This is a genomic window from beta proteobacterium MWH-UniP1, assembly GCA_036362785.1.
GTDB lineage: Bacteria > Pseudomonadota > Gammaproteobacteria > Burkholderiales > Burkholderiaceae_A > Lacustribacter.
Genome location: CP143625.1, coordinates 509,545 through 534,620 on the forward strand (window position 1 = coordinate 509,545; position 25,076 = coordinate 534,620).

The window sequence follows — 25,076 nt, forward strand, 5'->3', positions numbered from 1 at the left end:
TCGATACTCCTTTTTCAGTTTCAGTTGGCGGGGGTTGCGTGGGTAGAAATCAACATGTGTTGAACGCTCGGGGGCATGGCCTGCGCAAACGCCTGCCACTCAAGGGGAAGCGTGTCGGGCAGGTCATAACGGTTCTTGGCCAAGAAGGCTGGGCGTTCGACTGTGTGAATTACACGTTCGCCCGACCCCACGGCGCGACTGACTTTTTTGTTGAAGCCGACGTCTGCCTTGACGGTTGAAATTCTGTAATTTGCAAACAAAACCACATCCGAGTGCTCTTGCAGCAGTGCGGCTGCACGGGTATGAAGCTTGATGACGTAGCGGTCGTACGGATCGTGTTCGGGCGAGTCAAAGCGTTTGATATCGGTGTGTGCAATCTGGACAACCGCCATGCCCCGCTCATCTCTTAGCGCGTTAAGCCCGTCCACGTATTGGCGCCACAGGCCTAAGCAAGCCACGTAGCCTTTTCCATAGCCCGCATCCTCAATCGAGTTCCAGCCGTTATCGCGGCAGGCTTTTGCCCACACGAGTGGCTCAAGCCAGTCCACGCTATCGATCACCACGGTCCTAAAGTCGTGGTCCTCTGTATAGAGCGATCCCAACGATTCAAGGACCTCTTCGTAGGTTCGGGCCAGTGGGAAGTGGGTAGCCGGTAAGGTGCCCAGCCCATCTTCGGTTTGAATAAATACCGGGTTGTTTGCCTCAGAGGCAAAAGTGGTCTTGCCGACACCTGCCACACCGTGGATCAAGATGCGTGGCGGTTTAGGTTCTGCTGCTCGGGTGAGCTGTGCGAGTGTGATGGCCATTAGTGGTTTCCTTCGTAGTGGGGGTCATTGGCTGCGGCGGGCATACGGCTAACGTCGATTTGCTCCAACCGATAACTGGGCTTGCCGGTCTTTAGCGTTCGTGCAGGCTCAAAAAGCGCACGCACTGCTGGTGGCCAGGCGTTGTATTTCGACTCGGAGACCGTGACCTCGATACCAACGTAGTTGTTCGGGTCCTCGCCCCACTTGCGCAGTGCGTCAACAGCATCACGTAGCTTCAGTTGGTCGTACTCAGTGCGTTTGGGCAGATCAGCGATAACGACATATCCATCGTTTTCAAACCGAACCCGGCCGGTATCCTTTCCCTCGTCCTTGCGCAAGGCGTGCGCCCGCTCTGCAAATCGACGGTTGAGTTCAGACTGCAGGAGTTGCTCGTAGTGACGGGCTGTCTCCTTGGTGTGATTTGTTTTTTTCAATAGCTGGTCAATCTCGGACAGTGGCAGGCCCTCAAGCTCTGCGACATACAACTGCCCAATTTCATCCAGCACGTCAGACTCAGGTGTCATGGGAGCTCGCTTTCAGTTGGCGTGGTTGGTGGGGGTGGCGGATTTGAGACGGCTCCTGATTTCAGGTGGCGTGTGATTAGTGTTTGCGCGGACCGCTATGTACTTGTAATGACACTCAGCAATCCTGTTACTGAACAGGTGAACAAGCCCTAGCTCACAAGCAATCCACGCCCGTTTCGCAAGTGCGTTGAGTCGTTGTCGCTCACGGTATGGCAGGCCGCTGAACGAATCGGATCGATCCATAATCAAGAAGCCCTCGTGATACTGAATCGCATCACCTGCCGCCGCCGTCGCGATCCAGTCGCACAGAGCTGGTTCGGTCAGTTTTTCTGTTCCTATTGGGGGTTGCGAAACGCCCCCCACACTTACCCTCTGGTCTACAGAGGCATGGCTTGTGGCCTTAAATTTCAATGTGTCGTCGTACAAGTTCAGATCTCCGGGCGTGAGTTGGCCTATCGCCGCCGCCCGAGGGCGTGGCGCTTGTGTTGCTCTTAAGTGTTCTTACTGCGCGGAGTGCTTTTTTTTCTCAGGCACCCCGCAATCAGTTATGCGGCCGGCCGAATACCAAACATTCGCAAATGCATGCGCAAGTCGGTAAGACGGCGGTAGAAAGTTGCAGTGCTCATGCCAGACGCTTTTACAGCGTCGGCAATGTCCTGGTGAGTACGCAAAAGGTCATAAATAGCCTGTTGCTCACTATTCATAAAAGCCGTGGCTACGCTTGAATCGTGGCTATGCGTAGCCCGAGGGAAAACATCGTCATCCAGTTCCGACGCTGCGTAGGCCACTTCTTCCCGTGCCTCGAGGGGTCTTCCCATATCGGGATCGTTCGCGGCAGATCCAGTGAATCCGCCCCAAAAGATAGTTCGTTGGCCAATAAGGTCGTGTACCAGCTCAATTGACCGGTTTTTGCTGATCATGCCGGTGAAGGTGCCGAGACTGCCCTTCGTGGGGTCAAACCGGTCTCTACGCTCAAGCAACGCTAGTGTTATTTCCTGCTCAAAGTCCTCGCGCTCGGCCTGTGATAGGGCCTGTCTTGCGGCAACTTGTGCTGTTCGAACCCTAGCGGCTGTTATGGATGCCTGGAGGTACTCGTCCTGTACGGGTGCTGTGATTTTCATTTTCGACTCTTCGTGTGCGGTTGAACATGTTTTGTATTGAATCCGGTTCGCTTAAGTGAGTCACCGCAGTTACGGTAGCGGCCTCCGCAGTTGCGGCAGCGGACGAAAAATACGGGGTCATGTCTGATCCAGTTGATTCAATGCAAGCGGAAACTTTTCCTCAAGGTTGCGCTTAGAAACACCTGGAACTCTTGGGAAATGAGCAACCAAGGCCTCCACCACAGCTGTCTGATTCTTAAACACTGAGTGCGGCTGCCCTGAGGGGGTCTTCATCAAAAACAGCCTTAGCATCGACCCGATAATGTTTAGGTACGACGCTTCTGTTCGCGGCGCTGGAACACTCTCCGACGGGGTTTGTAATTTGGCAAGCAGCGCCTCATTCTCATCTGCCAGTCGATTTCTATCCGCTCTCAGATTGCGATATTCATCGGCGGCTTTCTCGAGCCTCGCCTTTAATCCATCGCGTTCTGCCTGAAGCGCCAAAAAGGCATCTGTTTTGATAGCTGAATGAGTATTGCGCTCAATGTCGTCAAATAAGAATTCTGGTTTGTCAGACGGAAACTGCGATGCGATCCAATCTTTTAAATGCTGCCTGGACACATGACGTCTTTCGGGAGCCACATGCTCATCTACGACTTTCCCATTCTCTCGACTGCATGGCAAAAGTCCCTTCTCAATCGCGTCGTGTATAGCCCGACACCTCGGCTCGAGACATGAAATATAAGGATGCTTAAAAATGCCTCTGGCACTTTCTGTGGAGATTGACAGATGTTCATCCACCTCGCCCATAGGAATCCCACACCAAAGAGCCGCAGCAACTGGAACCCTATAGACCGTGAAATAGGCTTGCACGGCCTCGCAGCTGTCGTTTTCCCATTTTTTGTTCATTTCGCTTCGCTCCCTTGGTCTTCGTCTTTAGCAGCGTCTTTCGGAACATCTGGTTCCATGTCTTTGGCGCCGATATCAATAGCTCGCACCTGGAGTTGCTGAAATAACCCCTCTTGTATCTGGTCTCGCAGATTCCAAATAACCTTGTGGGGGTTGAAGATCAGTACATAGTGGTAGGGGCCTGCGGGGCCTTCTTTGGCATCGATAAACCCGAGTTGTTTCAAGGAGGCCATCCGGTCTTTCCAGGTTGAAAGCGCACGTTCACCAGTAAAGCCTGCCTCGGACGCGAAGGTCATTGGGTTGTCGATGACCAACATAGAGTGATCAAAGGCACGGCACCACAGAACGAAGTAAGAGCGCCCGCCGGGCTTGTTCTTGGTAAGTGAGTCGATGATGTTCATCAGAACCGGCATCGTCCTGGGGATCACGGTGAATCCCTTTACCAACTTTCGGTCCCACAGAAGGCCCTCGTCGACATTGGGCCAAAAGCTGTCGCGCAGCGACTTGTTCTTCTCCTGAGCTTTGGCGGCCTTCTTATTGAAAACTGCTGCCATTGGGGGTCCTTTCAGTTGCGGTTTCGATTGGAACAATTGTCCACCGAAAGGAGCCCGACTCGCAATGAGAAAGACATCTCAACTCATGCCCAATAGACCTTAAATTATGCTAACTCAAATATTGAGTTTGCTAAAAAATATGCACTTTCATAAATTCAAATCGAATTTTTAATGACAATAAAATCTTGGTAGTTGTTACTTATCAAGCACTTATAAAAATTTTGCTGTATTCATAGTATTCAGTGATCTTGATTATCTTTGTTGTCATAGTAGTCATGTGGCCGCCCCGGAATGCCTGAGGTCCTGTTTTTGAGGCTCAAATAGGGGTTTGGCGACCACAGACCCCAGCATCACTGGTGCGGTGCCCTGAGAAAAAAGCTGTGGCCGGGCAGTAATAACAGGTATGCCGAAACATGCCCCCTCCCTCCCGAACCCCGCCTTAACCCTACCCGTAGCCGAGCTGGCCCCCTTATGGGGCTGGGGTGCAGTCAGGCTCCTGAATAAGCGCAAACAACTTGCTGAACGCACCGAACAGAGCGTTAGTACAGGTGTTTTGACCACCCAGGAGGAATCCGATGACGCTCAGTAGCACCCTGGCCCGCGTGGCCGCCCTGAAATCTGCCCCGATGAGTGATCTGCGGCGGATGTGGGAGCAGTTATTCCACCAACCAGCACCTCAATTCAACCGTCAATTCCTCGAAAGCCGGCTTGCCTACCGGATACAAGAGCTCGCCTTGGGCGGGCTTAAACGGGAGACCGTTCGACGCCTTGAGCGTCTCGGCGATGAGCTAGACGGGGGCAAAAAGCATGTTCGAAAGCGGCGCCTGGACAACCGCCCGGTTGCCGGTACAAGGCTCATTCGTGAGTGGAAGGGGGTAACCCACGAGGTGACCGTTGCTGACGATCACTTTGTTTACCAAGGCAAGCCCTACAAGTCGCTCTCAAGCATTGCGAAGGAGATCACCGACACAAACAGGAACGGCTGGGCGTTTTTTGGTCTGCAAAGCTCGAGGGGCGGCTAATGGCAACACCTCAACGCAAACTCTGCTGCGCAATCTACACTCGCAAATCCACTGACGAGGGGCTTGAGCAGGACTTCAACTCGCTCGATGCCCAACGCGACGCATGCGAGAACTACATCTCCAGCCAAAAAGCCGAAGGATGGCTGCAACTTCCTGAGCGTTACGACGACGGCGGCTACTCCGGCGGCAACATGGACCGCCCCGGACTACAGCGGCTGATCGCCGACATTAAGAAAGGGGTTGTCGACATCATCGTTGTTTACAAGATCGATCGCCTATCTCGATCGCTTGCTGACTTTGCAAAGCTGGTGGAGATCTTTGACGAGCACAAGGTGACATTTGTCTCCGTAACGCAGTCCTTCAACACAACCACATCGATGGGCCGGCTCACGCTGAACATCCTGCTCTCATTTGCACAGTTTGAGCGAGAGCTAGCCGGTGAGCGTGTGCGCGATAAGATTGCCGCATCACGACAGCGCGGTATTTGGATGGGCGGCATGCCCCCGCTTGGCTACGACGTGTCTGAACGAAAGCTCGTCCCAAACCCGGCGGAAAGCAAACTCGTGCAAGAGATCTTTCGCCGGTTTGCGCTGGTTGGCTCTATGGCTAACTTGGTCAAAGACCTCAGAGCGAAAGGCATCACCTCGAAGTCATGGACTACCGCAAAGGGTGTTGAGCGAAAAGGAAAACTGGTCGACAAAGGTTATATCTACAAGCTTCTGAACAACCCGGTGTACTTAGGTATTGCTGCCTACAAGGGACAGCATTTCACGGGCCAGCATCCGGCGATCGTCGACCAAGCGCTTTGGGATCAAGCACACAAAGCACTATCCCGTGATCGTGAAAAGAAACAGAAAAAAGCCGCACGCTCTGAGCGCGACTCGAAGGCACCCTGCCTCTTAAAGGGGCTTCTTTACTCCGCAGAGGGGCGTTGCTTTACGCCTGGCTACACGATTAAGAAACAGAGGTACTACAGGTATTACATCAATACCGATGCCATCAAGCTAGGGTCGGCTGCGTGTGAGGTGCAGCGCCTCCCGGCGGGTGAAATCGAGGCAGTGGTCATCGAGAAGGTGAAAGAAGTTCTGCGCCTGCCTGAAATCACCGCAGCGGCCGTTGCGGAGGTAACAAGACTACGACCAGATATCGAAGAGGATGAGGCTATCGATGCCTTGCGATCTATTGATGCGGTCTGGGATGAACTCTTTCCAGCCGAGCAGGCTAGGATTGTTAAAAGCCTGATCCACCGGATCACTGTGCGTCCGGATGGAGCATCGATTGAATGGGTCTCCGACGGAGTTGCAAAGCTGATTAACCAGACCGTCCGCCCGAGAGAAAACTTGTTGGAGGCAGCATGACGCCCACGACTGAAATAGCGATGAACTTTTATCGCCGAGGCGTCAAAACGATCATCATTAAACCGGACGGCTCTCGAGTCCTTGAGCGAAAAGAGGCCAAGGTCGATAACAGCATGGTCAAGGCTATCGCTCGGGGATTCAGGTGGCAGCGAATGATGCTTGATGGCGTTTACAACACGATCTACGACATCGCTGAAAAAGAGAATATCAGCCCATCGTTTGTCAGCCGAATTTCCCGGCTCGCAACTCTATCCCCCCGAGTCGTTGAGTCAATCGTTGAAGGTAAGCATCCACCGCACCTGACGATGAAAGACTTATTTAAGCCTTTTCCAGCCGAGTGGGCGTTACAAGAACAGGTGTTCTTGAACCTGACTCCTATCGAATGGACAGACCAATAAAAATCCCAACCGCCAAAACAATGATGAGGATCAGCCAAGATGGCGCGCCAGAGCTCTGGTGAGGGATCTGTGGATCTTGAGTGGTGGGGTCTGAATCAGGTAAGTCCAGACGCTTTCGATATGAAAGACCTGTGCCCGGCAGCCCCACGTTACCAGTTAGTTTCCCATCCCTCGCAGTAACGCTTGCTCCACGCGTACCAACGGTCCAAGAGATGCCGGTCTTGCTTACGTTAAGCCGAAGACCCGGCAGGATCTTGATTCGTCTTTGAAAACGGAAGCTCATTCTGTTGCGGTTAAATGGAGTCTAATTAACTCAATAACCCATAACCTCGCCGACATACAAGCGGACTTCATCATCTGGCTGCTTAATCTCCACAGCAACGCAATCATTGTTGATAATCGCCTTCTGTAGTTCACTGGCCTTCTTGCAATAGACGACTCGCCGATTGCACTCGTTGCAGTGGCGAACTTTGGGGTCGTGCGTTTTCATTAAAGCGTCCCAGTCTTTAGGGCACTTGAAGCGAAACTCACAGTTTCGGATCTCAGCAGTCATAGATTTAACCCCCCGCCCGAATGGCGATCACAAGGTTATCAAGCAAGGCATCCCTGATTTTGTAGGGCGTGGTACACAGCTTTACTGGGTTCGAGCAGTCAGCACAGAAGCGGATACTTGGATCTTTTGCAGCAGGTAGGTTATCCCAGGTTTCCGTGCAGTTTGCGCCATTGGGGCAGTTACGAATAACAACACCCAGCTCGTCGGGATTGGAGTAGGCTCGTACATCGGTCGACATGGAAGCGATCCAGTCTGCCGCATTGACCCAAGGTGCAGGCACAGAGAAGGTATCAATGTAGATTCGGCCGTCGCGATGAACGATTCGAACAGCGGGCCCCTGCAAATTCAGTGTTCGGAAGCTAAGAATGGTGCCAAGGTCGACGGTGGTGTAGCCCGACCACTCCCCAGACAAAATAGGTAAGGACGTTTGCACGCCTGGGCGTGTGATGACAAAGTCCGTGCCCTTGGCTGAGAGATCGACAGGCAGTTGGCGACTTTGCTTGGTTAGCCGCTTGGGCGCAATGACCTTCAGAGCCTCGACGAACTGTTTTCTGTCTAAGTGAACCTCAGTCATAAGAACTCCCAGCAGCCCTTAAGCATCACGGGCCAAGATAACCTCCTTCAGTATCACCCAGTGAGCCTGCTGCACGGCATCATGATTATTCTTTGCAAAGATTGGACTGGTTTGCCCTATCTTCCACTATACTGACCATATCCATTATGTGGGAGAAATCCGATGGCCGAACAGCCGCCGCCCGCCATGACCGTCCGCGACGTTGCAGGGTTCCTAGCCGTGGATGAGAAGACGATCTACCGCCTGGCCCAACAGGGGAAGCTACCCGGCTTTAAAGTGGCAGGTACCTGGAGATTCCAGCTGCAGGATATTCAAGGGTGGATTGATGCACAAAAAGTAGCCGTGAAAGCGAGGAAATTAAACAAAGCGGGGAGCCCAGCATGACCATCGGGGCAGTCGCCGACTACCTCAAGGTCACCGAGCGAACGATCTATCGGCTAGCAGGAGCCAAGCAGATCCCGGCTTTTAAGGTGGGCGGGAGCTGGGGGTTTTCTAAGGCCGACATCGACTCTTGGATTAAAAGGCAATCAGAAGAAAACTCCCAAGGAGGCGCCCTTGAAACTTGAAGAAATCACAAAGGGCGCTTTGGTCGCAGGCATTGAGCCGGGCAAGACAGTCCGCGTGGTGAGCGTGGATCCGGTCGGTGACAACGCCATCACTGTCGTCTATCGGACGGAAGACGGGAGCCTTCGCGATCGGATGCTGTTCCGATCAAACGAAGTAGATCTGTCCATCGCTACTGCTGGTCGGCCATGGAGCTTCGACGCCGACGGGGAGGGTTTCAAGCTCGCGGCGGAGGCTATTCGGATCAACCTGGCTCACTTGTTCGATCCGATGATGGCGGTGCACACCTCCAACGTGGAGCCGCTACCCCACCAGATTACGGCAGTCTACGAATCAATGCTTCCCAGGCAGCCGCTGCGCTTTGTGCTCGCCGACGACCCCGGCGCCGGCAAAACCATCATGGCGGGCCTCTTAATCCGCGAGCTCCTGATGCGCGCAGACGCTGCTCGCGTGCTGATCGTTTCCCCCGGGAGCCTGGTCGAGCAATGGCAGGACGAGCTTTACGAGAAGTTTGGCCTGTCGTTCACGGTCTTCTCCCGTGAGCTGGTGGATCAAAGCCGCACAGGTAACCCCTTTGAAGACCATGACCTGGTGGTCGCGCGACTTGACCAGCTCTCCCGCAGCGAAGAGCTCCAGGAGAAGCTGAAGCTCAGCCGCTTCGACCTGGTAGTGGTCGATGAAGCCCACAAGCTATCGGCCACCTGGTTCGGCACCAAGATCAACGAAACCAAGCGATTCAAGCTGGGACAACTCCTGGGCTCGATCACGCGCCACTTCCTGCTGATGACCGCCACGCCTCACAACGGGAAGGAAGAGGACTTCCAGCTTTTTCTGTCGCTGCTGGACTCCGACCGCTTCTACGGCAAGTTCCGCGACGGCGCCCACAAGGTTGACGTCTCCGACCTCATGCGCCGAATGGTCAAGGAAGACCTCTTGAAGTTTGACGGCACCCGTCTATTCCCTGAGCGCATCGCCTACACCGCCAACTACAAGCTCTCCGAGGCCGAGGCCGAGCTCTACAACTTGGTGACGACCTACGTGAAGGAGGAGATGAACCGGGCCGATGCGTTGGATGGGAAGCGCAAGGGCACGGTGGGCTTCGCTTTGACGGCCTTGCAGCGCCGACTCGCCTCTAGTCCCGAGGCCATCTATCAATCCTTGAAGCGCCGCCGCGACAAGCTCAAGCGCCGCATCGAGGAAGAGAAGATCAAGCAGCGCGGCGGCAAGATCGCCGCCTCCGAAATTTTCGCCGACCAAGCCCCGGAGAACATCTGGGACTCCGAGGACGATATGGCCCCGGAGGACTACGAGAACTTCGAAGAAGAGGTCGTTGACCAGGCGACGGCGGCACAGACCATCGCCGAGCTCGAAGCGGAAGTCTTCACCCTCGAGCACTTGGAGAAGAAGGCCAAGGCGCTACGCGATGGCGGCCAGGACCGTAAGTGGGAAGAGCTCCGCGAAATCCTACAAAACACGCCGGAGATGCGCGGGCCCGATGGCTTGCAGCGCAAGCTCATCATCTTCACCGAGCACCGCGACACTCTCAACTACCTGGCCGACCGCATCCGCGGGCTGCTGGGCAAGCATGAGGCCGTCAACATGATCCACGGTGGCGTGCATCGCGAGGACCGCCGCAAGGTCCAGGAGCTATTCCGCAACGACAAGGACACCCGGGTCCTTTTAGCCACCGACGCTGCCGGCGAAGGCGTGAACCTGCAAAACGCCAACTTGATGGTCAATTACGACCTGCCGTGGAACCCCAACCGCTTGGAGCAGCGCTTCGGTCGCATCCACCGCATTGGCCAGACGCAGGTTTGCCATCTCTGGAACATGGTGGCGAATGAGACTCGCGAGGGCGATGTCTTCCAGAAGCTCTTCGACAAAATCGAAATCGAGCGGAAGGCCCTAGGCGGCCGGGTTTTCGACATCCTAGGTGAAGTCTTTGATGGTGTGAGCCTCCGCGACCTTTTGATCGAGGCCATCCGCTACGGCGAAGATCCCGACCGCAAGAAGCATTTACAGGAGGTGGTCCAAGGAGCTCTCGACACCGACAAGCTGCGCGAGATCATCAGCCGCAACGCCCTGGCCGAGGAGGTCATGGACGAACGCAGGCTCTTCGCATTAAAGGAAGAGATGGAGAAGGCCGAGGCGAGAAAGCTCCAGCCCTACTTCATCCGGGCCTTTTTCTCGCAGGCCTTCGACCGCCTAGGGGGCGACTTGAAGCTTAGAGGCTTCGGCCGCTTCGAGATCACCCATGTCCCGGCTCTGATCCGAGAGCGCGACCGCCAGATCCAAGGCCGCGATCGGCGCAACATGAACCCGATCACGCCCAAATACGAGCGGGTTTGCTTCGAGAAGAGCCGCATCCGGGTCGACGACAAGCCCGGCGAAGCCCTGGCGAGCCTTCTGCACCCAGCCCACCCGCTGATGCAATCGGTGGTCGACCTGACCATCGAGCAGCACCGCAGCAAGTTGAAGCAGGGCTCCGTCTTGCTTAATCCCAACGACGAAAGCGTAGAGCCCAAGTTAATGCTCATGCTTGACCACTCCGTCAAGGAAGGTGGCGAGTCTGGCGTGGTGGTGTCGCGCAGGCTTCAGTTCGTCACGATCGACCAGGCGGGTCGCATCGAAAACGCTGGATGGGCTCCACACTTGGATTTAACCCCACTCGACGAGGTCCAGTCGAAGATGGTGGCCGACCAGCTCGATGCCCCATGGATCAAGAAGGATTTGGAGCAGGTCGCGCTGGCCCATGCTTCCGACAAGCTCGTCCCCGAGCATTTTGAAGAGGTCCGCTCCCGCCGCGAGCTGCAAGTGGACAAGAACCTGGCCGCCATCCGCGAACGCCTCGTCAAGGAGATCGACTATTGGTCGGATCGCCACGAGAAGTTGAAGACCGACTTACAGGCCGGCAAGGATGTCCGCCTACCGTTGGAGAACGTACGCCGAACCATCGACGAGCTCACCGTCCGTCTGGAGAACCGAAGCAAAGAGCTGGAAGCCATGCGCCATGTGGTCTCGGCGATGCCGGTGGTGGTCGGTGGCGCGCTGGTGATCCCCGCCGGACTCTTGGCTCAGCGTAACGGCGAGCCGCAGGGCCAAGCCTGGACAGCCGATGCAGATGCCCGCGCGCGCATCGAGCGTGTTGCGATGGAAGCCGTCCGCAAAGCCGAAGAGGCCCTGGGCCACCAGGTGATCGATGTTTCGGCTGAGAAATGCGGTTGGGATTTGACGGCCGTTGTGCCCGTATCCGACGGGAAGCTACCGCAGGCCCGCCACATCGAAGTCAAAGGCCGAGCCAAGGGCCAGTCAACCATCACAGTCACCCGCAACGAAATTCTCTACGGGCTCAACCAGGCGGACAAGTTCATCCTGGCTGTGGTGATCGTCGATGGCGACAGCCACGAAGGACCGCACTACATCCGTAACCCATTCACGCAAGAGCCCGACTGGGCGGTGACCAGTATCAACTTGGACCTCGCGTCCTTGCTCGAAAGGGCACAAGCAACATGACGACACCAATCAAAGCACCGAAGAAGCTGATCGAAGTGGCTTTGCCACTCGACGATATCAATATCGCCGCTTCGCACGAAAAATCAGTTCGCAACGGGCACCCGTCAACCCTTCATTTGTGGTGGGCTAGACGTCCTCTAGCAGCGGCGCGTGCTGTGATATTTGCTCAGATGGTCAACGATCCAGGCTATGAAAGAAACCTTGGTCGTGGGGTGAACAAGGAAAAGGCAAAACAAGAGAGAGAACGTCTCTTCGGAATCATTCGCAAGTTGGTTCTTTGGGAGAACACGAGCAATCAAGATGTTCTTGCGGAGGCGCGGCAGGAAATAAAAAAGAGTTGGCGAGAGACTTGCGAGCTCAATCGTGGGCATCCTAACGCCAATGAGCTCTTCAATCCAGATGTTCTCCCAGAGTTTCATGACCCGTTTGCGGGTGGTGGTGCATTGCCGTTGGAGGGCCAAAGGCTGGGGTTTTCAAGTTATGCGACGGACTTGAATCCAGTCGCAGTCTTGATCAACAAGGCAATGATTGAGATTCCGCCGAAATTTGCTGGAATGAAGCCGATCGGGCCGGAAGCACCAGACGAGCGCCAGATGAAACTTGGCTCCGAATGGTCGGGCGCAAATGGTTTGGGATTGGACGTCCACAGGTATGGGATATGGCTACGTGATGAGGCGTTTAAGAGGATTGGTAAGTTCTATCCCCAAGTCGAGTTGCCGAAAGAGCATGGAGGCGGCAAGGCAAATGTGATTGCATGGATTTGGACTAGAACAGTCAAGAGTCCGAATCCTGCCTACTCGCATGTGGACGTGCCGCTGGCGTCCACATTCATCATTTCCAGCAAGAGTGGGAAAGAAGCCTATGTCCAACCAGTAGTCAAAGGTAATGAATATTTCTTTGAGGTAAGGCTGGGGAAACCTCCCGAGAGTGCGAAAAGCGGTACGAAGCTAGGCCGTGGCGCGAATTTCAAATGTCTCATATCCGATTCGCCGATTGACCCAAAACACGTCATCGCCGAGGCGAATGAGGGTCGTTTGGGTGAGAGATTAATGGCAGTAGTCGTGGAAGGGCGCCGTGGACGCGTTTATTTGTCAGCAAGTCCAGAGATGGAACGTCTTGCAAAGACTGCGGTTCCGAGCTGGAGGCCAGAAGTTGAGATGCCTGAGAACCCCCGCTGGTTTTCGCCGCCGCTATTTGGATTGAAAAGCTACGGCAGCTTGTTCACCAACCGCCAACTCTTGGCACTCAATACGTTTTCAGATTTGATTCATGAAGTTCGCGCAAAGGCAAAAGCCAATGCGATAAAGGGCGGCATGAAAGATGATGGTTTGGGTTTGCGCGATGGTGGAAGTGGAGCGACCGCATATGCGGAATCGATATCGGTTTACTTGACATTCGTTCTCGACAAGATGGCTGACATCGGGAACACGCTAGTGAGGTGGGAGCCTGTGGCGCAATGTCCCCGACAGCTATTCGGTCGTCAGGCGATACCGATGATTTGGGACTTCGCCGAAGCAAATCCATTCTCGACAAGTTCAGGCGCCTGGGAAGTATTCTTGGACGGCGTAACGAAAGCGTTCCTCAAAGCGTTCGCCGATGTTGAAGGATGGTATCGAGGGACTGTTCAGCAGGCCGACGCCCAAAGGCAGACCGTGTCTCAGGGTAAGGTTGTGTCGACCGATCCCCCCTATTACGACAACATTGGCTATGCGGATCTATCGGATTTCTTTTACGTATGGATGCGGCGTTCGCTTCGAGAGGTATTCCCTCACCTATTCTCTACGATGGCAGTTCCGAAAGCAGAGGAACTAGTGGCGACGCCGTATCGACACGGAGGGAAAGAGAAAGCCGAGCTCTTTTTCTTGGATGGGATGACCGATGCGATGAGTCGAGTGGCTGATCAGGTGCACCCCGCCTTTCCGACGACTATCTATTACGCGTTTAAGCAGTCGGAAACCACTGATGTAGGCACCGGAAACACAGGTTGGGAAACATTCCTTGAGGCTGTGTTGCGGGCAGGGTTCTCCATTACTGGCACGTGGCCGATGAGAACAGAGAACGAGAGCCGCATGGTGGGGCAAGGAACAAATGCTCTTGCGTCAAGCATTGTCTTGGTTTGCAAAAAGCGCGATCCCACCGCAGGGACCATCTCTCGACGTGAATTCTTGAAGGAGCTCAAGGAGGAGATGGCCGAAGCCGTCGAAGTGATGATCGGCGGAGGCGACGGCGTTTCACCGGTTGCCCCAGTGGACCTCGCTCAGGCTGTGATTGGGCCTGGTATGGCGATCTTTTCCAGATATACCGCCGTGCTAGAGGCGGATGGCAGCCCAATGACCGTCCATACCGCTCTCACTCTTATCAACAGGATGCTGACCGAAGGGTCCGATGAGTTTGATGCAGACACTCAGTTTTGCTTGGGGTGGTTTGATGAGCAATCATGGGTCGGAGGAGAATTCGGAAAGGCAACAGTTCTAGCGCGCGCAAAGGGAACAAGCGTAGATCGGCTGAGAGAAGCTGGGGTCGTAGAAGCGACGTCAGGGCAAGTTCGACTGTTTAGACCTATCGAATATCCACCAGATTGGTTGCCAGAGAACGATAACAACACGCCTGTCTGGGAGGCTTTGCATCAAATGATCCGTGAACTTCGTACCGCGGGTGAGTCGGCAGCAGGTGCGCTGCTCGCCGGTATGCCCCAGAGAGCAGAGCCGATTCGGAACCTTGCCTATCGGCTCTACACGCTTTGCGAGCGCAAAGGCTGGGCGGAGGACGCCAGGGCCTACAACGAACTGATTACATCCTGGACTGGCATCGAAGCCGCATCCCATGAGAAGGGGCACTTAGGATCGCAGACCAAGCTCGAAATTTGAGGGAAGAGAACATGGCACTGAAACCTTGGCGCGAGATCGCCGTTCCGCATGAGGACGTGCTTAAAGGCACGTTCCAACAGGCTGAGTTCGCAGCCGACATTTCCAAGGTCCATCAAGGGATCGCGACGCCTGAATATCAGGATGCTGAGCTCTTTTTTCAGCGGACCTTCATCACCGAAGGCATGCGCCTGCTGCTGGACTCTGTGGTCAAGCGGATCGCCGGTAAAGGCGGCGACCCGGTGGTGCAGTTGCAGACGGCGTTCGGTGGCGGCAAGACCCACACGCTGCTGTCGGTCTACCACCTGGCCAAAGGCGAGAAGCCGTCTTCCAAGCTGCAAGGCGTCAGCAAGATCCTCGACGACGCAGGCATCGCAGAGCTCCCAAAAGCGAAGGTTGCGGTGCTCGATGGCGTCGAGCTGCTGGACATGGCCAGCAAGCCGCGCTCATACGGCAAGACCACGGTCAAAACCATCTGGGGCGAGCTCGCCTGGCAGCTTGGCGGCGCCGAAGCCTTCGCCAAGATCAAAGAAGCCGACGCCGATGGCACGGCGCCCGGCAAGAGCGCGTTGGCCGACATCCTGGCCTCCGCGGCTCCCTGCATCGTGCTCATGGACGAGCTGGTGCGCTACGTCTCGCAGTTCGAAGAGGGCAAGGCCCTATCCGGCGGCACCTACGACACCCAGCTCTCCTTCATCCAGTCGCTGACCGAGGCCATCAAAGGCGTCCCCAACGCGATCCTGCTGGCGTCTCTGCCGTTCTCGGACCGTGAAGCGGGCAGTCAACAGGGCGTCAAAGCTCTGCGGGCCTTGGAGCACTACTTCGGCCGCGTGCAGGCGCTCTGGAAGCCCGTGGCGACCGAAGAGGCCTTCGAGATTGTCCGCCGCCGGCTGTTCACCAACGTCAGCGACAAGCTCGCGGCCGAGGAAGTCTGCCGAGCCTATGCCGACTTCTACACGGGCAACTCGGGTGACTTCCCACCAGAAACTCAGGAGTCGGGCTACTTGCAGCGGCTCCAGCACGCCTACCCCATTCATCCCGAGGTCTTCGATCGGCTCTACGAGGACTGGTCCTCACTGGATAATTTCCAGCGCACCCGCGGCGTCTTGAAGCTTATGGCGAAGGTGATCCATCGCCTTTGGACTTCTGGCAACAACGACCTGATGATCCAGCCAGGATCGCTTCCCTTATTCGACCCTGACTGCCGAAACGAGGCCATCTACTACTTACCTCAGGGTTGGGATCCAGTGCTCGAGCGCGACATCGACGGCGAGCGAGCCACCACGACAGAGCTCGACAACGCCAAGCCCCTATTCGGCGCGATCCACGCCTGTCGGCGCATCGCTCGGACGGTCTTCCTGGGTTCAGCTCCTGACGCGGGCATTGTGGGTGGCTCCAAGCACCACCGCGGAGTCGAGCTCGAGCATGTGCTCCTGGGCTGCGCTCAGCCTGGCCAAGTCTTGGGGCACTACAAGGATGGGGTGCGGGCCCTCGTTGATCGCTTGCAATACATCAACAGCGCCGACAACCGCTATTGGTTCGACACGCGCCCAAACCTCCGCCGCGAGATGGAGGATCGCAAGCGTCGCTTCGATCTGCGCGAAGACGTCTACCCGTTCATCAAGGACAAGCTGCGCTTCGCCAGCGGCATCTTTGGCGGCATACATGTCTTCACTGACTCGGCCGACGTGCCTGACGATTGGCAACTGCGCCTGGTGGTGCTCACCCCCGAGGCCACCTTCTCGCGCTCGGCGCAGGCGACGGCGATCGATGTGGCGACCGCGATCTTGAAGACCCGCGGCGACCAGCCTCGACAGAAGCAGAACCGGCTGATCTTCTTGGCTCCCGACTCAGACTCGATGTTGCGGCTGAAAGACCAAGTCACTTCAGTGCTGGCCTGGAAGTCCATTGTCGACGACGTAAAGGAGGGGCGCCTCAACCTCGACGTCCACCAGAGCAAGCTGGCCGGCCACAGCCACGACCAAGCGTCGGAGGCCTTGAGCCGCATGATGCGCGAGACCTACAAGTGGCTCTTGGCGCCATTGCAGGAGGTCAAGCCAGGCAAGGGTATTGGCGACCTGCAGTGGGATCACTTCCAGATCAATCCTGCCGCGGTCAACCGCACCGAAGAGATCGAGAAGGTTCTGCGCGAGCACGAGCTTCTCATCACAGAGTGGGCTCCCATCCACCTGGCGAGGATGCTGCAAGCGTGGTTCTGGAAGGAAGGCCAGCCTGCCGTGTCGGCGGCCGAGGTGTGGCAGAAGACTTGCTGTTACCTCTACTTACCCAGGCTAAAAGACGACGACGTTCTGCGCGCCACCATCGGAGCCGGTGTTACATCGCGCGACTTTTTCGGCATCTCTTACGGTGTGGTGGAAGGCCGCTACCAAGGCTTCCACTTCGGGGAGCCTACGACAGTCATCTTTGATGATGCTCTCCTACTGGTCGAGCCATCAGCGGGTGCCAAGTTCGCGGATCTGCTGGCCAAAGAGAAGGCTGAGCGTGATGCAAAGGCAAAGGGCGAGGCTGGTGGTGCTGCGGGCGGAGCCGGTGCGGTCGGTGAGGCAGGTACTGGCGGCGTTGGCGGTGGCGCAGGCAGCGAAGCAGGAGCTGGTGCTGGCGGCAATCGCGGAGCCGGTGGCGACAGTCCGCCTAAGACCCTTGCCGAGAAGAAGACAGTGTTCTTCGGCCAAGTCGAGCTCGACCCTGTCAAAGCCAAGCTTCAGTTCTCGGATTTTGCTGAGGAGGTGCTCATGCTCTTCACGTCCAAGCCAGGTGTGAAGGTCAAGGTGAGCCTTGAAATTCAGGCGGAGGCGCCAACCGGTTTCGACGAGTCAACCCAACGAGCGGCCCGCGAAAACTGTAACCAGCTCAAATTTAAAAATCACGGCTTCGATGACTAATGGCACCGATAGGCCAGTAGCCTGTCCACCCATCCAATCGGTACGCACCGGAACACCCCATTTTTGAGAGGCGTACCTAGCCTTGCTCAGGTCAACAGGTTTTGGCTCTTCATCATTAAAGGGGGACAGCGGTATTCATTAAACTAGTTTTTGCGAAGAACGGGTTTAATGGAGGTAATACCGATGTCCCAGAATAATTCTATATTGGGGTTGTCCGATTTAGTCATTGATCGGGTGGAGCAGCGCCGTGATATTCATGTGTGGGCAAGGCCCAAGTCTAGACCGGCGTGCTTGCACTGTCAGCAAGGGCCGGTGCGGGTTAAAGCCACCTGCCAAAGGACGCTAAAACACACCCGCCAGGGCAACCAGCTCATCGTCTTGCACCTGAGTGTTCCCAAGTACCACTGCCCGGCCTGCAATCGATACTTCCGGCACCGGTTTGCGGGCATCCGCCCAAGGCTTCGGGCCACCGAGAGCTTTCGGCTCGAGGTCTTTGAAGCCCATGACGGTGGGGTGAGCCAGAGTAAGTTGTCATCGACCCATCGGGTGAGCTGCGCAACGGTTGAGCGCTGGTATCAGCATCATGTAAAGCGTCGGGTGTCAGAGCTCTCTGGCAGAGACTGCCCACAGGTGCTGGGTCGGCAAGACCCGTGGTCTCAATAATCACCCGATCAAATCGAATCTCGCCATTGTCTTTCTTTCGATGAAGGTCTCCAAGAATACGTACAAGGTCGCCTCGTACGGTGCAGCAGATACAGCCGTTGTTCATCTCAACGATCTGCTCATCCCGATTCTTTACCAGTAGTTCGTTGTCAATACCCGCTTCTCCAAACTCATTTTCAATGACCGCAATCCGCTGCCCGTGCTTCTCCGTAAGAATGCGATTTAGCAGCGTTGTTTTTCCGCTGCCTAGGAAGCCCGTAAGAATGGTTACCGGAATTTGATTCATGGTTTTGCTCCCTGCAAACGAGCCTTGTTAATTGCTGAAGTGAGCAGGCGGGTGTTGTGGCGCATCATGTCGCTATAGGTTGTTGCTGGCCCCCCGGGCTTGGAGAGCGCATCGGAGTAGAGTTCTCCTGAAGGCTGAAGGCCGGTCTCGCGCGCGATCTGCTCAATCAGGCGTCCATCGGAAATATTCTCAACAAAGAGCGCCTGTATGCCCTCCTTTTTGATCTGTCGAATCAGGCGGCCTACGCCCTTTGCGCTGGCCTCCGCCTCTGTACTGACGCCCTGGGGGGACAGGAACTGAACCTGGTAGGCATTGCCGTAATAAGCAAACGCATCATGCGATGTGACAACCTTGCGACGCTCGATTGGTATCGTTGCCCAGGAGGACTCGATTTCGCGATGCAACGCGTTTAAGGATTCTGAGAGCCTCTCAGCATTGGTCTGATAGCTGGGGCAGCCAAAGCGGTCAACAGTGCATAAGCCAAGTGTGATGTTTTTCACGTACACCAACACGTTGCGCACGTCTTGCCAGGCATGCGGATCTTGATTGCCGTGAGAGTGACCATGTTTATGCCCGTGGCTGTGGCCAGGCGACGAGGACTTCAGTGGCACGATCCCCTTGGTAACTACAACGTGCTCGCCCTTGAAGTTTGCGGACTTCAGAAGGCGGTTCATCCAGCCCTCAAAGCCAAGGCCATTTGATAAGACCAGGCGGGCTTGTGCAACCTGCTGGGCCTGAGCAGGCGTGGGCTGAAATACATGGGCGTCCTCTTCAGGACCCGCTAGAACCGAGACCGAGATGCGGCTGCCGCCCACCTGCGAGACCAGATCGCCCAGAATGCTAAAGGTCACCACCACACGAACCGGCGGCTCGCTCGCCCGCCCAAGAGATACGCTTGCAAGCAAAACAACGGTAACAAGAAGCCAGCGAGTGGACCGAATGACAGGGGCAAGATTGTTTATCACGTCTAAGCCTCTAAGTGTTTGGGATGGCGCACTAGAGGCTTGAAGATGCCTCTTTGCCCTAGCGACATGGAAAGCAGATAGATCAGGCCCAGGGCGAGGATGATTGCAGGACCGCTAGGCAGATCGAGTTGATATGACGCCACAAGACCTAAGGCACTGCCCAAGGCTGCAATTGCGACCGACAGAAGAATCAGGCGGGATATCTCATCGACCCAGAACCGGGCCGAGGCGGCAGGAAGCACCATAAATCCCACGGCAAGCAGTGTTCCAAGGGCGTGGAATCCTGCCACTAGGTTAATTACAACCAGCACCAGAAAACCATAGTGGGCCGTGGCGCTCCAACCACTGACCATGCGCAGATACTTCGGATCAAGACACTCCAGCACCAAGGGTCTAAACATCAGGGCAAGGCCAATACAAGAAATGCTGCAGATCCCCACTAGCAGAAAAATCGCCTCATCATTAAGTGCCAGGACACTTCCAAACAGGATGTGCAGTAGATCCACGTTACTGCCTTGTGTAGAAACAATCAGTACCCCGAGGGCAAGCGACAGAAGATAGAAGACGGCAAGGCTCGCGTCCTCTTTCAGTACAGTGCTTCTTGCAACCCATCCCGAGGCCACTGCCACCAATAGGCCTGCACCGATTCCCCCAAGGGTCATGGCCCAGACCGACAGGCCCGAGGCCAAAAACCCGATCGCCGCCCCAGGCAGAACCGCGTGGGCCATGGCGTCACCGGTAAGACTCATCCGTCTGAGCATAAGAAAAACGCCAATCGGTGCGGCGCTGATTGAGAGCGCTAGGCAACCGAGCAGGGCTCGCTGCATGAAGCCAAACTCAACAAAAAACCCTAGGCCAAGAATCTCCAAAGGATTGGCCAACGGGGCTACTTCGAAGCCGGTCATGAGAAGACCCTTTGCGCATCAGAGGCTGCCTGGGTGTCGGCCGGGCGGTGGCAAAGTGAAGCCTCCTCATCAAAGGCTAGCCTACTGCTCTGGGCACGCTGCAGGTTCTCAGAGCTGAGCGCTTCCATCGGAGGGCCATAGGCAATGAGCTCACGGGCCAGCAGCAGGCAGAAGGGAAAATAGGCCTTAATCTGTGCGTGATCGTGCAGCACAACCAAAACAGTCTTGCCTTTGCGCTGCCAGTCCTGGGTGACATGCAAGAGGATCTCGGCACTTGCAGTGTCAATGCTCGAGAAAGGCTCATCAAGTAAAAGCAGGTCAGCGTCTTGCAGGATCATGCGTGCAAAAAGCGCCCTCTGAAACTGCCCCCCGGATAGTGTTGCAATTGCGCGTCTCTCATAGCCTTGCAGCCCCACCGTGCTAAGTGCCGCAGCGATTTGCTCTCGATGTCTTGGCAGAAAGCCCCTAAAGGCGCCCAGTTCATGCCAAAGGCCAAGACTCACCGCATCAAACACGGTGATGGGGAAGCTGCGATCGATTTCGTTTACCTGCGGCAGGTAGGCCAGGCGAAGTCCCTGGGTGCCTTCGATCGATCCACTCATTGGGGCTATCAGCCCAGCGATACTCTTTAAAAGGGTGGATTTGCCCGCGCCATTGGGCCCTGCAATGGCAACGAGGCTCGATCCTGAAATATCGATACTCAGATGGTGCACAGCCGGATGTCGGTCATAGCCCACCGTGAGGTCGCGCAACGTGATGGTCGCCACAGGCAAGGTCGGCATGATCAGGCCCGAACCAACTGAAGAGCCAATAGCCAGAGAGCCGCAAGTATCAAAGCCACCCAGCGCAATCGGTGGATGGCTGAGCAGGCAATCAAGGATAGTTTTAGCTTGGGAGGAGTCATGCACTTGATCTTAACGCAAACGCGTTTGCAATTGCAAACAATCTGGGGTGGCCTTAAGATGGAGAGCATGAATCGCACAACCAAACAGCGCACCGCCATTCAGGGCGCTCTACTTGAGGCAGCGCGCCCCTTGCTGCCCCAGGAGATTCTGGTGAGCGCTCAGCGGGAGGTGCCGAATCTGAACCTAGCCACGGTCTACCGCAACTTGAACCTATTGACCGATGAGAAGGCCATCACCCCCGTGCACCTTCCGGGACAGCCCACGCGCTTTGAGTTGGCCGGGCATCACCACCACCATTTCCAGTGCAGACAGTGTGACCGGGTCTTCGATGTGCATGCCTGTACCGCGGAGATCTCAAAACTTGCCCCCAAAGGATTCGAGGTGATCGACCATGATGTGATTCTGTATGGCCGGTGCCCTGATTGCAGAAACTGATGTAATACACTTCAGGGCTATGTTGAAAACGAATCAACTTCGTCAAATTGCGGTGTGGGCAGTTGCGTTCATGCTCTTGGCGGTGCTGTCTCCGGTAATTACGAAGACGGTCACCAAGAGTTATCAATTAACCGAAACGGTTGAGGTCTGCACCACAGTTGGCACACTAAGCGTCTCAATTACGACTAACCACAACCCCTCAAAGCATGATCACCAAGCCGGGGACTGCCCTTATTGCTCTTTTTCTTTTTACTCTATTTTGCTGGACCGTCCGTCGCTCCGATCAGCAACAGTCGATCCGCCCCTGTTTCCGGACCTCTCTTATCAATCCCTTAAGCCTCTTTTTGCCTGGGCACTCCAGCCCGCTCGGGCACCGCCACTCTCTGCATAGCTAACGCTTTAATTCTTGCTGTCGCGTTAGTGCGATAGCGGCTCTATCAGAGGGGAAATATATGTTGATGCATTTTTCGGTGCGCTTTGCACTGTTCATTGGCCTTTGCACGACCTTCTTGCCGACAACACTTGTACATGCCCATTCCTATAAGGCCGGCGAGATCAAAATCGATCATCCCTACGCCACGCCAACCCCGGGAGGGGTGAAAAATGGTGCGATTTACTTTCGTGCGATCGAAAACGGCGGTAAGCAAGCTGACCGACTGCTATCCGCACGATCGACCGTGTCAGAACGGGTTGAGCTTCATCATATGCAGATGGATGGCCCAGTGATGCGCATGCGAGAGGTAGAAGCGATTGTGTTGCCTTTAGGTGCAGGACCATCGTTTCGGAATGGGCAACCAAACGCCTATCACCTCATGCTGATTAACCTCAAGGCACCACTAAAAGAGGGCGATCGCTTCCCCGTCTGGCTCAGGTTTGAAAACTCCGGTGAAAAGGAAGTCACGGTTTGGGTTCAAAAACCCAAAGGGTCCTCATCTGATCACCATCACAAACATTAAGGATTCATCATGAAAAGGCTATCTGCATTCGTTATTCCATTTGCACTCTCGGCTTGTGCCGTCACACCCTCTCAGCAGTCTGGCACTCAGCCTGTTGAGATCCGATTCGCAGCTCAGATCAATGGGCAGGCGTTTGAGTGTGGCAAGTCGTACTCGGGCGTGGGCACCACAAAGTCGAGCATCACGCCAAGTGACTTCCGGCTGTATGTAAGCCAGGTAGAACTGTTAACTGCCGATGGCAAGGCGGTGCCTGTCGCACTGAATCAGGATAAGACCTGGCAGCTCGAAAATATCGCCTTGCTTGATTTTGAGAATGGCCAAGGCCCTTGCCGAAACGGAACGCCTGCGACCAATATGTCTGTGCGTGGCTCTGTCCCGGTGGGGAATTATTCCGGTGTGAAATTTACCGTGGGCGTGCCGTTTGCACGCAATCATGGGGACCCAACCGTTTCGCCCGCGCCGCTGAGCTCAACCGCCATGTTCTGGAATTGGCAGGGTGGCTATAAGTTCATCAAATTTGACATGGCAAGTTCAGGGCAGCCTGCTGTCACTGCACCGCCTGCAGCCCATGGTGGTGGGAACGCATCCGGATTCTCGGTACATCTCGGGAGCACGGTATGTGCATCAGCATCGAGAACGCAGGCTCCCTCTGGATGTCAGAACTCAAACCGCATGGAGATCCGCCTGTCTGACTTCAATCCCGCAAACAATGTGGTGGTGATTGACATGGGTCGGGTGCTTGCCAATTCCAATGTGGACATCAACACTGCAGGCACGTCACCGGGTTGTATGAGTTTCCCGAAGGATGCGGATTGTCCAGCCGTGATGGGTGCCTTGGGGCTGGCCTACGACGGCGTACCCGCCGCTGGCTCGCAGCAGTTGATATCCAAAAAGTAGAGTCATGCGACGTTGGTTGGCTGCGGTTGTCTCCGCACTGGTGATTGCCACTAGTGCGGGGGTAGCCTATGCCGTGTCGAACCAGACCTTCGACTGGGGGCTGCCGGACTGGGTGCCGCTTCCAGTCGTTCCCCCAGACAATCCAATGACCAGAGAAAAAGTGGAGCTTGGACGGCATCTGTTTTATGACAAACGGCTTTCCGCGGATAACACGATGTCCTGTGCGACTTGTCATCAGCAGGACAAGGCCTTTACTGATGGAAAGAAATTCTCTAAGGGAATCACCGGGCAGGAGGCAAAGCGCAGTGCCATGTCATTGGCCAATGTCGCGTATTTGCCGGTTTTAACCTGGGCTAATCCGCTACTGACATCCCTGGAGGTTCAGGCCCTGATTCCGCTCTTCGGTGAGCATCCCGTCGAGATGGGTATGGCCGGCAAAGAGGAAGTTCTGTTTGAGCGGCTCAAGGCGGACCCCAATTACAGGAAACTATTCAGAAGTGCCTTTCCAGCGGAGGCAAAGACCGGGGATAGCACGCTCTATTCCCTATCCACGATCACGAAGGCACTCGCGAGTTTTCAGCGCACACTTATCTCAGTGAGTAGCCCCTATGACCGGTATCGATACGGCGGTGAACTTTCGGCGATTAGCCCTGCCGCAAAACGCGGAGAGGCGCTATTTTTTGGCGAGAAGATGGAGTGTTACCACTGCCACGGAGGGTTTAACTTTACCGATAACGTCCAGCATAGCCGTATGCCATTTGCAGAGTTCGGCTTTCACAATACTGGCCTCTATAACACCGACGGCAAGGGTCGATACCCTGAAGGGCACACGGGCATTACAGAATTCACTGGGGTTGCAGCGGATATGGGCAAGTTCAGAACGCCAACGCTTCGAAACGTCGCCAAAACAGCGCCCTACATGCACGATGGATCGATTCCTGATCTCGCCACTGTTATCCGAGCTCATTACGCAAAAGCAGGGCGATCGGCATCAACCGCTGGCGGCCCCAATCCGTTGCGCAGTGAGTTTATGGTTGGGTTTGAGGTTACTGAGCACGAGGTTAAGGATTTAATAGCTTTTCTGAATGCATTGACAGACCCAAATTTTCTTCTGAACCGCGCGCACTCCGATCCTTGGTTGAAGTAGACAGTTTTCGGAGCCAAATACACCACACCAACTAACCCCCGTTCAATCAGTACGCCCCAGAACATCCCATTTTTGAGATGCGTACCTAGCCTTGCTCAGGTCAACAGGTTTTGAGCAGAAAGCGGTTTGAGCACGGTTTTGGCGGTATTTTCGGCGGGGCGAGGTCAACAGCCCATAGCAAAAAGCCCCGCATGGTGCGGGGCTCAGTGCTAGCTCACGTGGCCATGAGCAAGTTAGTGCAGGTAATTTTGGCGGGCGTTGAAAGATTCGAACTG

23 protein-coding genes and 1 pseudogene are annotated in these 25,076 nt (G+C 55.5%); 13 read left to right on the forward strand and 11 right to left on the reverse strand.

Annotated features, from left to right (window positions below):
* Positions 1-20: 20 nt before the first annotated feature.
* The 5 genes from AOB54_02470 to AOB54_02490 all read right to left on the reverse strand — a co-directional run bounded on the left by AOB54_02470 (position 21) and on the right by AOB54_02490 (position 3,893).
* The gene (locus tag AOB54_02470) at positions 21-806 is read right to left on the reverse strand and encodes an ATP-binding protein (GenBank protein ID WVN42264.1); all 786 of its coding nucleotides are present in this window, start codon (positions 804-806) and stop codon (positions 21-23) included.
* Complete coding sequence (locus AOB54_02475; protein ID WVN42265.1) at positions 806-1,330, reverse strand: hypothetical protein; 525 nt, start codon at positions 1,328-1,330, stop codon at positions 806-808. The genes AOB54_02470 and AOB54_02475 overlap by 1 nt, the downstream gene beginning before the upstream one ends.
* A gap of 545 nt (positions 1,331-1,875) precedes the next feature.
* Positions 1,876-2,451 carry a sigma factor gene (locus AOB54_02480; protein WVN42266.1) on the reverse strand — a complete coding sequence of 192 codons (576 nt, stop codon included), beginning with the start codon at positions 2,449-2,451 and terminating at the stop codon, positions 1,876-1,878.
* Positions 2,452-2,568: 117 nt separating this feature from the next.
* Positions 2,569-3,339 (reverse strand): hypothetical protein, encoded by a 771-nt coding sequence (locus tag AOB54_02485; GenBank protein WVN42267.1) that lies wholly within the window; start codon positions 3,337-3,339, stop codon positions 2,569-2,571.
* Positions 3,336-3,893, reverse strand: coding sequence for a hypothetical protein (locus AOB54_02490; protein WVN42268.1), 558 nt, complete (start codon positions 3,891-3,893; stop codon positions 3,336-3,338). The genes AOB54_02485 and AOB54_02490 overlap by 4 nt, the downstream gene beginning before the upstream one ends.
* A gap of 575 nt (positions 3,894-4,468) precedes the next feature.
* On the opposite strand from AOB54_02490, the gene AOB54_02495 reads away from it, so the two are divergent.
* From AOB54_02495 to AOB54_02505, 3 genes are read left to right on the forward strand one after another with little or no spacing between them, the layout of a single operon-like run.
* Positions 4,469-4,915 carry a DUF2924 domain-containing protein gene (locus AOB54_02495; GenBank protein ID WVN42269.1) on the forward strand — a complete coding sequence of 149 codons (447 nt, stop codon included), beginning with the start codon at positions 4,469-4,471 and terminating at the stop codon, positions 4,913-4,915.
* Complete coding sequence (locus AOB54_02500) at positions 4,915-6,273, forward strand: recombinase family protein (protein ID WVN42270.1); 1,359 nt, start codon at positions 4,915-4,917, stop codon at positions 6,271-6,273. Before AOB54_02495 ends, AOB54_02500 begins: the two co-directional genes overlap by 1 nt.
* A complete protein-coding gene (locus AOB54_02505; protein ID WVN42271.1) occupies positions 6,270-6,671 on the forward strand; it encodes a hypothetical protein in 402 nt (133 codons plus the stop codon). The genes AOB54_02500 and AOB54_02505 overlap by 4 nt, the downstream gene beginning before the upstream one ends.
* Here AOB54_02505 and AOB54_02510 read toward each other — a convergent pair.
* Together AOB54_02510 and AOB54_02515 are read right to left on the reverse strand one after the other, a co-directional pair.
* Positions 6,649-6,954 carry a DUF4236 domain-containing protein gene (locus AOB54_02510; protein ID WVN42272.1) on the reverse strand — a complete coding sequence of 102 codons (306 nt, stop codon included), beginning with the start codon at positions 6,952-6,954 and terminating at the stop codon, positions 6,649-6,651. The genes AOB54_02505 and AOB54_02510 overlap by 23 nt on opposite strands.
* A gap of 274 nt (positions 6,955-7,228) precedes the next feature.
* Positions 7,229-7,798, reverse strand: a complete 570-nt coding sequence (locus AOB54_02515) for a hypothetical protein (protein ID WVN42273.1) — start codon at positions 7,796-7,798, stop codon at positions 7,229-7,231.
* 162 nt (positions 7,799-7,960) lie between these two features.
* On the opposite strand from AOB54_02515, the gene AOB54_02520 reads away from it, so the two are divergent.
* The 6 genes from AOB54_02520 to AOB54_02545 all read left to right on the forward strand — a co-directional run bounded on the left by AOB54_02520 (position 7,961) and on the right by AOB54_02545 (position 18,305).
* Complete coding sequence (locus AOB54_02520) at positions 7,961-8,182, forward strand: helix-turn-helix domain-containing protein (protein WVN42274.1); 222 nt, start codon at positions 7,961-7,963, stop codon at positions 8,180-8,182.
* Entirely contained in the window at positions 8,179-8,364 is a 186-nt protein-coding gene (locus AOB54_02525) for a helix-turn-helix domain-containing protein (GenBank protein WVN42275.1), read from the forward strand. The genes AOB54_02520 and AOB54_02525 overlap by 4 nt, the downstream gene beginning before the upstream one ends.
* Entirely contained in the window at positions 8,354-11,875 is a 3,522-nt protein-coding gene (locus AOB54_02530; GenBank protein WVN42276.1) for a helicase-related protein, read from the forward strand. The genes AOB54_02525 and AOB54_02530 overlap by 11 nt, the downstream gene beginning before the upstream one ends.
* Positions 11,872-14,742 (forward strand): DUF1156 domain-containing protein, encoded by a 2,871-nt coding sequence (locus AOB54_02535; protein ID WVN42277.1) that lies wholly within the window; start codon positions 11,872-11,874, stop codon positions 14,740-14,742. The genes AOB54_02530 and AOB54_02535 overlap by 4 nt, the downstream gene beginning before the upstream one ends.
* 11 nt (positions 14,743-14,753) lie before the next feature.
* Positions 14,754-17,642 carry a DUF499 domain-containing protein gene (locus AOB54_02540; GenBank protein ID WVN42278.1) on the forward strand — a complete coding sequence of 963 codons (2,889 nt, stop codon included), beginning with the start codon at positions 14,754-14,756 and terminating at the stop codon, positions 17,640-17,642.
* Positions 17,643-17,954: 312 nt separating this feature from the next.
* Positions 17,955-18,305 (forward strand): hypothetical protein, encoded by a 351-nt coding sequence (locus tag AOB54_02545; protein WVN42840.1) that lies wholly within the window; start codon positions 17,955-17,957, stop codon positions 18,303-18,305.
* Here AOB54_02545 and AOB54_02550 read toward each other — a convergent pair.
* From AOB54_02550 to AOB54_02565, 4 genes and pseudogenes are all read right to left on the reverse strand, one after another.
* Positions 18,268-18,591, reverse strand: a pseudogene (locus tag AOB54_02550) (GTP-binding protein). The gene AOB54_02545 and the pseudogene AOB54_02550 sit on opposite strands and share 38 nt — an antisense overlap.
* Positions 18,588-19,556: a zinc ABC transporter substrate-binding protein gene (locus tag AOB54_02555; protein ID WVN42279.1), complete on the reverse strand. Its 969-nt coding sequence runs from the start codon at positions 19,554-19,556 to the stop codon at positions 18,588-18,590. The pseudogene AOB54_02550 and the gene AOB54_02555 overlap by 4 nt, the downstream one beginning before the upstream one ends.
* A gap of 2 nt (positions 19,557-19,558) precedes the next feature.
* Positions 19,559-20,461, reverse strand: a complete 903-nt coding sequence (locus AOB54_02560) for a metal ABC transporter permease (protein ID WVN42280.1) — start codon at positions 20,459-20,461, stop codon at positions 19,559-19,561.
* Positions 20,458-21,243: a metal ABC transporter ATP-binding protein gene (locus AOB54_02565; GenBank protein WVN42281.1), complete on the reverse strand. Its 786-nt coding sequence runs from the start codon at positions 21,241-21,243 to the stop codon at positions 20,458-20,460. The genes AOB54_02560 and AOB54_02565 overlap by 4 nt, the downstream gene beginning before the upstream one ends.
* Before the next feature lie 189 nt (positions 21,244-21,432).
* Between AOB54_02565 and AOB54_02570 the strand changes: the two genes are divergently transcribed.
* From AOB54_02570 to AOB54_02585, 4 genes are all read left to right on the forward strand, one after another.
* Positions 21,433-21,801, forward strand: coding sequence for a transcriptional repressor (locus AOB54_02570; protein ID WVN42282.1), 369 nt, complete (start codon positions 21,433-21,435; stop codon positions 21,799-21,801).
* Positions 21,802-22,253: 452 nt separating this feature from the next.
* A complete protein-coding gene (locus AOB54_02575; GenBank protein WVN42283.1) occupies positions 22,254-22,757 on the forward strand; it encodes a copper chaperone PCu(A)C in 504 nt (167 codons plus the stop codon).
* Between the two features lie 9 nt (positions 22,758-22,766).
* On the forward strand, positions 22,767-23,654 hold the full coding sequence (locus AOB54_02580) for an MbnP family copper-binding protein (protein WVN42284.1): 888 nt from the start codon (positions 22,767-22,769) through the stop codon (positions 23,652-23,654).
* Positions 23,655-23,658: 4 nt separating this feature from the next.
* Complete coding sequence (locus AOB54_02585; GenBank protein ID WVN42285.1) at positions 23,659-24,801, forward strand: MbnH family di-heme enzyme; 1,143 nt, start codon at positions 23,659-23,661, stop codon at positions 24,799-24,801.
* Positions 24,802-25,076 lie beyond the last annotated feature (275 nt).